Origin of the sequence: Halomonas faecis, assembly GCF_010993975.1 — a bacterium.
In the GTDB taxonomy this organism is placed as follows: Bacteria; Pseudomonadota; Gammaproteobacteria; order Pseudomonadales; family Halomonadaceae; genus Halomonas; species Halomonas faecis.
The window spans coordinates 26,486-39,110 of sequence record NZ_JAACZO010000013.1 but is presented as its reverse complement, the minus strand read 5'-3'; the positions used below and the strand labels follow the sequence as shown (position 1 = coordinate 39,110).

Annotated in this window: 10 protein-coding genes; 7 read left to right on the top strand and 3 right to left on the bottom strand. The window is 64.4% G+C overall.

All coding sequences use genetic code 11. The features are described 5' to 3' along the window. The first annotated feature begins 247 nt into the window (after positions 1–247). From GFD32_RS08745 to GFD32_RS08715, 7 genes are all read left to right on the top strand, one after another. Positions 248–1,018: a crotonase/enoyl-CoA hydratase family protein gene (locus GFD32_RS08745; protein WP_163576176.1), complete on the top strand. Its 771-nt coding sequence runs from the start codon at positions 248–250 to the stop codon at positions 1,016–1,018. An 18-nt stretch (positions 1,019–1,036) separates the two neighbouring features. Next, entirely contained in the window at positions 1,037–1,822 is a 786-nt protein-coding gene (locus GFD32_RS08740; protein ID WP_163576175.1) for a 3-hydroxyacyl-CoA dehydrogenase, read from the top strand. 12 nt (positions 1,823–1,834) lie between these two features. Next, positions 1,835–3,634, top strand: coding sequence for an acyl-CoA dehydrogenase (locus GFD32_RS08735; RefSeq protein WP_163576174.1), 1,800 nt, complete (start codon positions 1,835–1,837; stop codon positions 3,632–3,634). An 89-nt stretch (positions 3,635–3,723) separates the two neighbouring features. Beyond that, the gene (locus GFD32_RS08730) at positions 3,724–4,719 is read left to right on the top strand and encodes a helix-turn-helix domain-containing protein (protein WP_240455586.1); all 996 of its coding nucleotides are present in this window, start codon (positions 3,724–3,726) and stop codon (positions 4,717–4,719) included. Positions 4,720–4,787: 68 nt separating this feature from the next. Beyond that, positions 4,788–5,708 carry a SphA family protein gene (locus GFD32_RS08725; RefSeq protein WP_163576173.1) on the top strand — a complete coding sequence of 307 codons (921 nt, stop codon included), beginning with the start codon at positions 4,788–4,790 and terminating at the stop codon, positions 5,706–5,708. Positions 5,709–5,722: 14 nt separating this feature from the next. After that, a complete protein-coding gene (locus GFD32_RS08720) occupies positions 5,723–6,946 on the top strand; it encodes an MFS transporter (RefSeq protein WP_163576172.1) in 1,224 nt (407 codons plus the stop codon). Positions 6,947–7,035: 89 nt separating this feature from the next. Beyond that, complete coding sequence (locus GFD32_RS08715) at positions 7,036–8,475, top strand: amidase (protein WP_163576171.1); 1,440 nt, start codon at positions 7,036–7,038, stop codon at positions 8,473–8,475. A gap of 108 nt (positions 8,476–8,583) precedes the next feature. Here the strand turns inward: GFD32_RS08715 and GFD32_RS08710 are convergent, their stop codons facing one another. The 3 genes from GFD32_RS08710 to GFD32_RS08700 form a co-directional block, all read right to left on the bottom strand. Then, complete coding sequence (locus tag GFD32_RS08710; RefSeq protein ID WP_163576170.1) at positions 8,584–9,648, bottom strand: porin; 1,065 nt, start codon at positions 9,646–9,648, stop codon at positions 8,584–8,586. Positions 9,649–9,809: 161 nt separating this feature from the next. Next, positions 9,810–11,000: a thiolase family protein gene (locus GFD32_RS08705; RefSeq protein WP_163576169.1), complete on the bottom strand. Its 1,191-nt coding sequence runs from the start codon at positions 10,998–11,000 to the stop codon at positions 9,810–9,812. A gap of 17 nt (positions 11,001–11,017) precedes the next feature. Then, complete coding sequence (locus GFD32_RS08700) at positions 11,018–12,577, bottom strand: acyl CoA:acetate/3-ketoacid CoA transferase (protein WP_163576168.1); 1,560 nt, start codon at positions 12,575–12,577, stop codon at positions 11,018–11,020. Positions 12,578–12,625: the final 48 nt, after the last annotated feature.

The following is a 12,625-nucleotide window of genomic DNA, read 5'->3' as shown; positions in this document are numbered from 1 at the left end:
TCTCCAGCATTTCCTTTCCAAACGAACGGCAGCCTACGGGCTGCCGTTTTTCGTTTGCCCGCCTCTCTGGCTTCGTCACGGCATGCGACCAAAGTCGCAGTCATACCAGCATGACCCAATAGCGAGACTGTTGTAGTCTACCTATTGTTTAGGTGAACAACAGTATTTTACCACAACTAGCTGCCGACATTCCGGTCGCAGCCGCTTTCACTCTCTCAATTGCCCAATCGCCATCACGAGGCCACTGATGACCGAGCCCCTCGTCAAAACGTCACTGGACGACAGCATCTATACCATCACCCTAGCCAGGCCCGAGAAACGCAACGCCGTCAGCGACCGCTTGCTTGGCTCCCTGGAAACGGCGCTGGTCGCCACGCCGAAAGGTACCCGAGTCATCATACTGGCCGCCGAAGGCCAGCACTTCTGCGCCGGGCTCGATCTGGCCGAGCATCAGCATCGCGACCCCTTCGGCGTGGTCCAGCACTCTCGTAGCTGGCATCGCATTTTCGACCGGCTGCAGAACGGCGGTATTCCAGTGGTCACCGCCATGCAGGGCGCGGTGATCGGCGGCGGGCTGGAACTGGCCACCGCCACCCATGTACGGGTCGCCGAAGCCAATACCGTCTACCAGCTTCCCGAAGGGCGCCACGGTATTTTCGTCGGCGGCGGTGCCTCCGTGCGGGTAGCCAACATCATTGGCCCCGACCGTCTGTGCGAAATGATGCTCACCGGTCGCGTCATGGAAGCCGACGAAGGCCAACGTCTCGGCCTCTCCCACTACGTGGTCGGTGAAGGTGAAAGCCTCGACAAGGCCCGTCAACTCGCCGAGCGCATCGCTCAGAACGCGCCCATGGCCAACTGGGCCATGGTCTCGGCCATCTCGCGCATCGACGACATGGCCAGCGACGACGGCCTGTTCGTGGAGTCGCTGACCGCCGCCCTGACCCAGACCAGTCCCGAGGTCGCCGAACGCATTGGCAGCTTCTTCAAGAAAAAGGGCCAGGGCCCACGTACCTGATTGGGAAGGAGTGGACAGATGAAATTCCAGGACAACACCTTTATCGTCAGCGGTGGCGCTTCGGGTCTCGGCGAAGCCACCGCGCGAGCCCTGCACGCGGCGGGCGGCAATGTCGTGATCGCCGACCTCAATGCCGAGCGCGGCGAGGCGCTGGCGCGCGAGCTGAACGCACGAACTCCCACCGACCGCGCGCTCTTTCAGCGCACCGACGTGACTAGCGAAGCCGATGCCGAGGCCGCGGTGGCCCAGGCTCTCGAGACCTTCGGCGGCCTGCAGGGGCTGGTCAACTGCGCCGGGGTCGGCGACCCCGCCAAGGTGGTCGACCGCCACGGCGACCCCCTGCCACTGGAAGCGTTCTCGCGCATCGTCAATATCAACCTGCTGGGCAGCTTCAACATGCTGCGCCTGGCCGCCGCCGCCATGGCCAAGGGCGAGCCCCAAGCCGACGGCGAGCGCGGGGTGATCATCAACACCGCCTCGGTGGCCGCCTTCGACGGCCAGATCGGCCAGCCCGCCTATGCGGCCTCTAAAGGCGGCATCGTCGCCATGACCCTGCCCATTGCCCGAGAACTGGCCCGCCATGGCATCCGCGCGATGACCATTGCCCCAGGGCTGTTCAAGACCCCGCTGATGGAGGCGCTGCCGGAGGAGGCACAACAGTCGCTGGCGGCGTCGATCCCCTTCCCCAACCGCCTGGGCGAGCCCGACGAATTCGCGCGCCTGGCCTGCCATATCGTCGACAACCCCATGCTCAACGGCGAGACCATTCGCCTGGATGGTTCGATACGCATGGCCCCACGATAAGGAAAGGCCATCATGCTCGATTACCAAGCCCCGCTGCGCGATATGCAGTTCATCCTCGACGAGTTGGCCAACCTCACGGCCATCGCCGAGCTGCCCGGCTGCGAGGACGCCTCGCCGGATCTGGTCAGCGCCGTGCTGGAAGAGGCCGGCAAGTTCGCCAGCGGCGTACTCGCCCCCCTCAATCAAGCCGGTGACCGTCAGGGCTGCCGCCTGGTCGACGGCCAGGTAATCGTTCCCGACGGCTGGCAGGAGGCCTACGACCGGTTCCGCGACGCCGGCTGGATCGGCCTCTCGCTGCCGCCGGAGCATGGCGGCCAAGGCATGCCCAAGCTGGTCTCCACCCCGGTTTGGGAGATGTGGTTCTCCACCAACATGGCCTTCGCCATGCTGCCCCAGCTCAACGTGGGCCAGACCGAGGCGCTGACGATCGCCGCTAGCGAGGAACAGAAGGCCACCTGGCTCGACAAGATCGTCAGCGGCGAGTGGGCCGCCACCATGAACCTCACCGAGCCCCAGGCCGGCTCGGACCTGGCCGCCACCCGCATGCGTGCCGAGCCCACGGATGACGGGGCCTACCGCTTATTCGGACAGAAAATCTATATCTCCTACGGCGAGCACGAGCTGACTCCCAACATCGTGCATTTGGTGCTGGCCCGGTTGCCCGACGCCCCTCCCGGGGTCAAGGGGCTATCGCTGTTCCTGGCACCCAAGTACCTGCTCGACGAACGGGGCGAGCCGGGACAACACAACGACATCCGCTGCATCGCCATCGAGCACAAGATGGGCATCCACGGCAGCCCCACCTGTACCCTCAGCTACGGCGACGACGGCGGCGCCATCGGCTATCTGGTGGGCGAGCCGCACCAGGGCCTGGCGACCATGTTCGTGATGATGAACGACGCCCGCTTCAACGTCGGGGTACAGGGTGTGGCGCTGGGCGAGCGCGCCTACCAGGCGGCGTTGAACTATGCCCGGGAGCGCGTTCAGGGCCGCGATATCGTGACCGGCGAGAGCGGCGGGCCGATCATCGCTCACCCCGACGTCAAGCGCATGCTGGTCTCGATGCGCGCCCGGCTGATGACCATGCGCGCTTTGCTCTACACCGCCGCCAGTTGGTTCGACATCGCCCGCCACCATCCGGATCCAGACGTCGCCGACAAGCACCGCCGCTACGTCGACCTGCTGATGCCGGTGGCCAAAGGCTGGTGTACCGAGGTGGGCAACGACCTGTGCGACGAGGCGATCCAGGTGTTCGGCGGCATGGGTTACGTCGAGGAGACTGGGGTCGCCCAGCTGTTTCGCGACGCTCGGGTGACTACCATCTTCGAGGGTACCACCGGCATCCAGGCCAACGACCTGCTGGGCCGCAAGATCCTGCGTGAGGACGCCGCCACGCTGCGTGAACTGATCGCCGATATTCATACCACCGCTGAGCATCTCGCCACCCATGAACGACTCGGCGACCTCGCGGAGCCACTCCACGACCAAGCGATCCTGCTCGGCGAGACCACCGATTGGCTGCTCGAACACCGCGCCGACACGGCCGAGCTCTATGCGGGAGCGGTACCGCTACTGCATCTGCTCGGCATCGTCTGCGGTGCCTGGCAGATGGCACGCCTGGCGCTGGCCTCGGATGTCCGTCTTGATGCCGGTGAAGGCGAGGCCGAGTACCTGCGGGGCCTCACCGAACTGGCCCGCTTCTATATGGCCACCGAGGCCCCCCAGGCCCATGCCCACGGCCATACCCTGCGCCACGCCGGAGCGGTGCTGAGCCGTTTATCCGAGAGAGGGCTTTACGGGAGAAAACTCTGAGAGAGAACGCGTTGAGCCAGCACCGCTAGCGAAGCGACTCGAAGCCGCATAGCATGAGCACGAATAACAACAAATGACGGAGACGTTCCATGATGCACGAGACCGTCCCCCCCACGGCACCGTTTCCAGGCTTCCGCCACAGCCAGAGCAGCGATATCGAGGAACATGCTCAGCAGTTCAGCGGCTGGCAGTGCCGCTACGATCAAGTCACCCCCGGGCGCTTCGCAGGCAGCGTGACCGAGCTTCACCTGGAAGGTATGCAGGTGGCTCGCGACCAGGCCAACCAGGCCATCGTCAAAAATGGCAACGCCTGGTCGAATGCGGTTACCTTCAGCCTGCCACTCAAAACCAGGGATCCCGACTTCCATTGCGATGGCCATGCCGTCAGTGGTCCGTGTCTGCTGACGGCCCAGAGCGACCGACTCCCCGAGGTGCGCGCGCCCGCTTATCTGGACCTGCTACGCGTCACCATCGACGAGTCGCTACTCGAGGCGGTGCAAGAGCACCAGCAGCGTAGTCTGAACCTGCCCACGGAGGCCCACTGCTATCGGCTGTCCAGTCACCCTGATGGGGACGAGCTGACTCCACTGGTTCTCAGTGTCATGCAGGGCGACAGCCCGCGCAGTCAGGCACTATTGACCCACGCCGCCATTCGCAGCGGTTTTCGGGACATGGTGCTGATGCACTTTCTCGAATTGATCGACAACGAACGCATCACGCTGCTGGCACCCCATGCACGCAAACGTATCGTCGACCGCGCCTGCGACTACGCGCTGGCGCATTGCGATGCACCTCCCTCCATCGTCGATCTGTGCAATCGGGTCGGCGCCAGCCGCCGCAAATTGCAGTACTGCTTTCAGGAGACCTTGGGCATCAATCCCGTGGCCTACCTTCGAGCCCTGCGCCTCAATGCCGCCCACCGCGACCTGTTGCAGGCCGGCGAGTCCCGGAACGTGCAGGATATCGCCGCACACTGGGGCTTCTGGCACCTGAGCCGTTTCGCCGCCGACTATCGCCGCCTGTTCGGTGAATGTCCCTCCGATACCCTGCAGCGCGCCAAGCGCGATTTTGCCGAATACGGATAACCCGCTTCCGGCGCTCTCGGTAAGGTGTTTGTTGACAACCACAACAAACACACCAAGAGAGTTGCCCCATGCGTTATTCCAACCTGACGTCCGCCCTTTTCGGCGCGGCCCTGATCCTCTTCTCCGCAAGCGGTCATGCTACGGAGAATGGCTCCCCCACCACGCCGGCGGGGTTGTACGACTTCGGCGCCGGTTTCATGCCTCCGCCCTCCCCTGTCGGCACCTTCGGCCTGCGTACCGCCTTCTACTCCACCAACACGCTCAAGGACGGCAGCGGCAACGATCAGCCGGTGGACTTCTCCCTGGACCTGCTCTCCATCGGGCTGGCCTACCTGCGCATGACCGACCGGCAGATCCTCGGCGCCAGATACGGCTGGGGGGCGGTGCTGCCGTTCTTCGCGATGGATGCCTCACTGGAGGTCCCCACCCCCTTCGGCACCGTCTCCGACAGCGCCGAGCTGTTCCGCCAGGCCGACCTCCAGGTACTGCCGTTGATCCTGCAGTGGAATCCGGCCCCCAACCTGGGCATCAACACCCAGTTCCAGATCCAGGCTCCCACCGGCGATTACGACCAGGACCGCCTGGTCTCCCCTGGCCTGAATCACTGGACCTTCTCGCCCATTCTCAATGCCACCTACATCTCCGATAGCGGTTTCGAGATCTCTTCGAGCTTCCAGCTCGACGTCAATACCCGCAACCGCGACACCGACTATCGCAGCGGCGTGGAGTATCGCCATGACTTCGCCCTGGGCCAGCAAATCGGCAACTGGACGGCGGGCATCGGCGGTTATTACTACCACCAGCTCACCGATGACGACGGGCCGGGACTGACTGACGGCAACCGCGCCCAGGTCCTGGCACTGGGGCCAGCCCTCAGCTTCTTCCAGCCCGGCTTGCCTGCGGTCTCGTTGCACGCCTACAAGGAGTTCGAGGCTCGCAACCGGGCCGAGGGCTATACCGTGGCGCTGCGCATCGGCAAAACCTTCTGACCAGGAGTCTCATCATGACAGATCACAATGTGAGTCCCCGTCAGGCCACGGGGCGGCGGGAAGGGGCTGTGATCGTGCTGGGCAGCGGTCTGACCATCGTCGGCTCGGTCATGGTCTCACCGGTCCTGCCCAAGCTATTCGCGGAATTCGGCCCAGTGGAACCGAACGCTGAACTCCTGGTACCGCTGGCCATCACCGGCCCAGCACTGGCGATCGCGCTCTGCGCTCCGCTTGCCGGCTGGCTAGCAGACCGCTTCGGCCGCAAGAACCTGCTGATACTGGCCACTCTGCTCTACGCCCTACTGGGCGCCACCCCGGCACTGCTGAACGACCTCACCGCCCTCGTCGGCGTCCGCCTGCTGTTCGGCTGCGCCGAGGCGGCGATCATGACCTGCTGCGCCGCGCTGATCGCCGACTACTGGAAGGGCGACGAGCGATTGAAATACGTGAACTACCAGGTGGTCACCATCGGTGTGATGGGAGCCCTCTTCTTCGTCGTCGGCGGCATCCTGGGCGAGCACTCCTGGCGTACCCCCTTCTATCTCTATCTGCTGCCGCTACTGCTGATTCCCGCCATGCTGAAGATATTGTGGGAGCCGATCCGGAAAACGCCCCAAGTGACGGAGGAACTCACGCCGGGCCGGGTCAACAAGGCCACCCTGCTGGTGGGCTACCTACTGATATTCTCCGGCATGGTGCTGGGCTTCATCGTGACGGTGCAGACGCCGATCCTGCTGGTTGGTCTTGGCGTTACTTCGAGCACCCTGATCGGCATGGCGGCCGGGTTCGGCCTGCTCTCCACGCTGATGGGCTCGCTGCTGTGGCCGCTGATGCGCCGCCGGCTCGGCACCAGCGGCTGCAATGCCCTACTGCTGGCGCTACTGGCGCTGGGGCTGTGGCTGCTGTCCGAGGCCCAGAGCTACAACGTGGTTCTGCTGGCGGTTTTCATCCACGGCATCGGCGCCGGCATGCTGGTTCCCAACGCCATGGCCCCAGTGATGAACGCCCTCACTCCCCGCACCCAGGGCCGCGGCATGGGCGGCTTCACCGCCAGCCTCTACATCGGCCAGTTCGCCAGTCCCCTGGTGGTCGCCGCAGTGATCGCCGCCCTGAGCACCGACCTGCGCGGCGCGATCACAGCACTCGCCCTGGCCAGCCTGGGTGGTGCCTGCCTCTGGCTGCTGGCGCAACTGCGCGCCAGCCGTTCGACCCAAACGTCTCCAACCTCGGTCTCTTGAAGACTGCACCCTGACGTGTGGGCCTCAACCCAGCGGACACTGACTCAGCCAAGGATGGCAATGTTCTCTCCCACTAAACGGGTAACCCCATGCACGATATCCAAACGTTGATCGACCAGTCGGATGCCACGGCCCTGGCGGCGCTCATCAAAGGCGGAGACCTCCAGGCGAGCGAGCTGCTGGAGGCAACGATCCAGCGCCTGGAGAAGGTCGAGCCACAGCTCAACGCCATTGCGGAAACGCTCTACGACCAGGCCCGAGAGCAGCAGCCGGCCGCAGGGCCCTTCAGCGGCGTTCCCACCCTGGTGAAGGATCTGTTCGCACCACTCGCCGAGGCGCGCATGACCAACGGCTCCCAGGCCCTGGGTGAAGCACGCCCGGGAAGGGACGACGAGCTGGTCAGCCGCCTGCGCCGGGCCGGCTGCATTTTCGCCGGTACCAGCACCTCGCCCGAGTTCGGAACTTCCTACAGCACCGAATCGACCCGTTTCGGTGCCACCCGCAATCCCTGGAACCTCGAGCACAGCGCCGGGGGCTCCAGCGGCGGCACGGCGGCACTGGTGGCTGCCCGCGCGGTTCCCTTCGCCCATGGCAACGATGGCGGCGGCTCCCTGCGCGTGCCCGCCTCCTGCTGCGGCGTGTTCGGTCTCAAGCCCAGCCGCGGCCTGATGCCCAGCGGGCCGTTGGTCGGCGAGGGCTGGGGCGGCATGAGTGTGGCCCATGCCATTACCCTCTCGGTTCGCGACAGCGCGGCACTGCTGGATGCCACCGCCGGTAGCGACCTGGGCGCGCCCTACGCCGCCCCGGCCCGGCCGTCCAGCTATGTCGAGGCGATGCAGCGCCCGTTGCGGCCGCTCAGGATCGCCCTGGTCGAGCACCTCGAACCCTGGCCATCGTCAGCGGATGCCCTGGCGGCCGTGCGCCACTCCGCCGCCCTGTGCGAGCAGTTGGGTCATCAGCTCATTCCCGCCAACCTGCCGGTGGACCTTCCCCAGTTCCTGGATCAGGCCTTCGACATCATTGGCCCCAATACCCGCAATTACCTCGACCTGCTCGGGCAGATGCGCGGTACGCCGGTCAGTGAGGACGAGCTGGAGCCACGCACCCGCATCTACCTCAGGGAGAAAGGCAGTATCAGCGCAGTGCAGTACGTACAAGCCATCGAAGGGATCCACGCTCTCGGCCGTACCTTCGCCAATTTCATGCATGACTACGACCTGATACTGACCCCGGCGCTGACACGCGAACCACCTCGCATCGGAACCCTTGACGTCAGCGACGACCGGGCCGACCTGGCGACGCTGATCGAGTGCTTCCATAGCTATTCGCCCTTCACGGCACTGTTCAATGCCACCGGCCAGCCCGCCATGTCGGTGCCGCTATATTGGACACATGGTGGCTTGCCGATCGGCGCCCACTTTGCCGGCCGCTTCGGCGACGAAACGACCCTATTGGCTCTAGCCCAACAGTTGGAGGAGCTGCAGCCTTGGGCGCAACGCCGGCCGCCGGTGAATGCCTGCTCGGCATGAAATACTTCCAACTTGCCAACGAAAAAGGGGCGAATCATCGAACACCCGATGATTCGCCCCAATGAAACGATCGAAACAAGGAACGAACGATTTGGCGATGGACGCCTGCTAGAACTTGTACATCGCCATCAGCTCCACCTGCTGCCCGCCCGGACGCAGCGGCATCGTCGTTGCGTTACGGTCACGCCACTCGATACCGAAGTCCAGATTGGGCAGGTAAGTGTAGATCAGGTTGACGTTCATCATTTCGAGCGTATCGTCGGCAACGGTCGGCGCCACTTCATCCGCCTCCACTTGGGCATAGCGAATGTTTCCCCGAAGCTTTTCATTGAATCGATGACTCAGACCTGCACTCAAGCCGGTCGTGCTCACCAGGTCGCCAGAGGCATCGACTTCCCCTTTCGCGGCAATGGTGCTCGGGTTCGTCGCGCCGTTATACCCCCACCCGGAGTAAACGTTGTTGCCCTTGCCCGTGTAGCCACTCAGGGCAAGCGAGGTATCGCCGAAGTTGAACTTGGCGGCGAGCGAAAACGCGGCGCCGAATTTCGAGTCGTCGATGCCGGTCTCGACCTCACGTCCGGTGACGGCCGCGTTGAAGGCGTGTCCCGACTCGGTGCGATGCGTATAGGATGCGACCATGTCCGGGAAGTCGGCATCGGTATAGACCGGATCCTGAAGACTGAAGCGGAATCCACCCGGCGTGTAGTGCAGGACCACATCGGGCCGTACCACCGCGCCGCTGCCGGAAACGCTACCGACACCGGTACCGTAGAAGTCGAGGATCTCCACATCGAATGGTGCATTGGCGAAGAACTGGCCCGTCCAGGTCTGCCCGAGGGTCAGGTCGTCGACTTGAATGTAGGCGTGGCGTAACCGCATGGCGTAGCTGGTATCGCTGTCGTCCGTGGCATTATCCCAAAAGTCGCCTTCTAAGAATGCCGTTACACTGTGGCCTTCGACATCTTTATCCACCTTGAAATTGAGTCGTGATTGGCGAGCACTGGCGTCGAAAGAGCTATCACCGCCATCAGGGTCAGTAAAGATTCCCTCCGCTTTCACATAGCCTCCGATACTGAGATTGGCTCCACCGACCTCTCCCAGATCCAGGGCATTAGCCTGTGCAGAAATGGCTGAAATCGCGACCACCATGGCCAGCCTTTTTGTATTTACCATCTTGATTGAACTCCAGATTGTTCTAATTGATCCGGCTCCAATGTCAGGGGAAGACATGGAAACCGTGAGCGACAACGTCCAAGTCATATCCCTTGCTTTTTTGCTTTCACGCCCGCCAGATCCCTTGGCGGGCTCTCCCGGCCGGAACGACCGGAAAGAACTCAGCCCACCTTGACGATCAGCGCCGCGGCCGAGTCGCCGGCCGCACAGCCAGTGACTAGGGCGTAGCCGCCACCCTTGAGTGCGGCCTCCTCGATGGCCTCGATCAGCAGACGCGCCAGCGTCGGCGCCTGGGGGTGCCCGTACACCAGCGAGGTGCCGTAGTTGTTGAAGCTGTGGGCGTCGAGCCCCAGCGCCTTGGCCAGGTGCAGGTCGTTGGCGATGAACGGGGTGTGATTCTTGATCGTCTTGATCTGGTCGAGGGTCAGGCCCGCCTGATCCAGGGCGCGCTGCACCGAGGTGGCCGGGGCCATGGGCATGTGCGCCGGCTTGGTACGGGCATGACCGTAGGCCACCACCTGGACGGCCAGTTGGGGATCCGTGCTGAGCTCTCGGGCGCGCTCGCGGGTGGTGACGACGATGCCGGCATTGGCATCGGCCGGGTGCGTCTGGGCCCCGTAGGTATGGATACCGTCGGGCTGCACCGCCCGCAGCTTGGCTAGGCCCTCGCCACTGGTAGCGGTCACGCCCTCGTCGGCCTCGACGAGTTTGGCCTCCTTGCGCGAGACCGCGACCTCGACGGGAAACAGGTAGCGCTTCTGGAAGGCTCGCTCGTCGGCCAGCGCCTCGGCATACTGCTCATAGCGCCTCAGGGTCAGCTCGTCGGCCTGTTCGCGGGAGAAGCCATGCTCACGCGCGACGTTCTCGGCGGTGGTCAGCATGTCTTTGCCGGTGGCCGGGTCGGCGGCGATGTTGTCCATGTTCCAGTTTTCGGCGATCACCTCGCCGCCCGGCCCATTGGGGTTGGGCCAGATGGTGTGCGGGCCGTTGGAGGGGCGGTCGGCGAGCAGGCAATAGGTGGTCTCGAAGCTGCCGGCATCCACCGCCAGGGCGGCATTGAATACCGCCGTGGTCGCGGTGGCGCAGGCTTGGGTGACGTTCTGGCCCGGCGCCTGGCCGGCACCCATCATGGCCGCGGCCCAGGGAGCGCCGTAGAAGATCGACTTCTGCCCCACCGAAACGCCCAGGTAGAGGTAGTCGATGATCGTGGGGTCGATGTCGCGGCTGGCGAACCAGCGCTTGCTGGTGGCCGCGCCCAGCTCGATGGCGTTGACGTTGGCCAGGCTGCCCATCCACTTGCAGAAAGGCGTGGTGTAGTAGCCGCCGTAGGGGATGTAGGCGTTCTTGAACATGTCTTATCTCCTGATGCTCAGTCGCGTGCCAGGTGCTCGCGCAGGCCGCCCCACTGGGGCTGGAAGAGCGCCGCCGGCATCTCGCGCAGCTCGCTGGCGATGCGCGGCACGAAGTCCATGGCCGCCAGGATGTCGCGTTCGACGTCGAGGCCCGGGGCGATCTCGGTGAGGGTGATTTCGCCGTCGATCAGCTCGAAAACGCAGCGCTCGGTGACGAACAGCACCGGCTTACCGGTCTCCTGGGCATAACGGCCGCTGAAGGTGATCTGGTCGACGCGCTGAACGAACTTGCGGCGGTGGCCCTCCTGGCGAATGCGCAGGCGGCCCTCTTCGATCGCCAGCTCGCCGCCGTTGGTGAAGGTGCCGCAGAACACCACCTTGCGAGCGTTCTGGCTGATGTTGATGAAACCGCCCGGCCCCACCACCTTGTCGCCGAACTTGCTGACGTTGAGGTTGCCCTCGTGATCGGTCTGGGCCAGGCCGAGGAAGCAGACGTCGAGGCCACCGCCGTCGTAGAAGTCGAATTGGTAGCCGTGGTCGATGATCGCCTCGGCGTTGTAGGCGGTGGCAAAGTCGCCGCCGCTGGCGGGCACGCCGCCGTAGGTGCCGAGTTCGGTGGTCAGGGTCATGAGGTCGCTGACGCCCTCCTCGGCGGCCACGCTGGAGACCCCTTCGGGCATGCCGATACCGAGGTTGACGATCCCCCGAGGTACCAACTCCATGGCGGCGCGCCGAGCGATCACCTTGCGCGGATCCATGGGCAGCGGCTTGATTCCCCCCAGCGGCATCTTGAGATCGCCGGAAAGCGCCGGGTTGTAGCCGGTAGTGATGGTCTGCATGTGGTGCTCGGGCTCGGCCACCACCACGTAGTCGACCAGGTCGCCCGGCACCTTGACCTGCTTGGGGTGAAGGCTGCCCTGGGTGGCCAGGTACTCCACCTGAGCAATGACGATGCCGCCGCTGTTCTTCGCTGCCTGGGCCATGGAGAGCTGCTCGAGAAGCAACGCCTCACGCTCCATGCTCAGGTTGCCGCGCTCGTCGGCGGTAGTGGCACGAATCACCGCCACATCGACCGGAAAGGTTCGATAGAGCAGCCACGCCTCGCCTTCGAGTTCGACCCGCTTGACCAGGTCCTCCTCGGCGGCGGCGTTGGCCTTGCCACCCTCGAGGCGCGGGTCGACGAAGGTGCCCAGCCCCACCTTGCTGAGCACGCCGGGCTTGCCGCCGGCGATGTGGCGCCACAAATGGGCCAGCACGCCCTGGGGCAGCAGGTAGCCCTCGACGCGGTTCTCGCGAAGCAGCTCGCCCATGCGCGGGGCCTGACCGGTGTGGCCGCTGATCAAGCGCTTGACCAGCCCGGCATGGCCCAAGTGGTTCATGCCGCGGGTGTTGCCGTCGCCACAGCCACAGCTGTGGGCAACGGTGAGGTTGCGAGGCGTGCCTGTCTCCAGGAAGCGCGCCTCCAGGGCCGTGGCCACGGCTTCGGCGAATCCGCTTAGGCCGGCGGTGGTCCAGACGACGGTGTCGTCATCCTGAATCAGGCCCGCCGCGGTAGTGCTGTCGATGATCTTGTTCACGCTTTCGGCCCTCCTGAGGAGGCATTAAATATTGGAGATTCAATATAT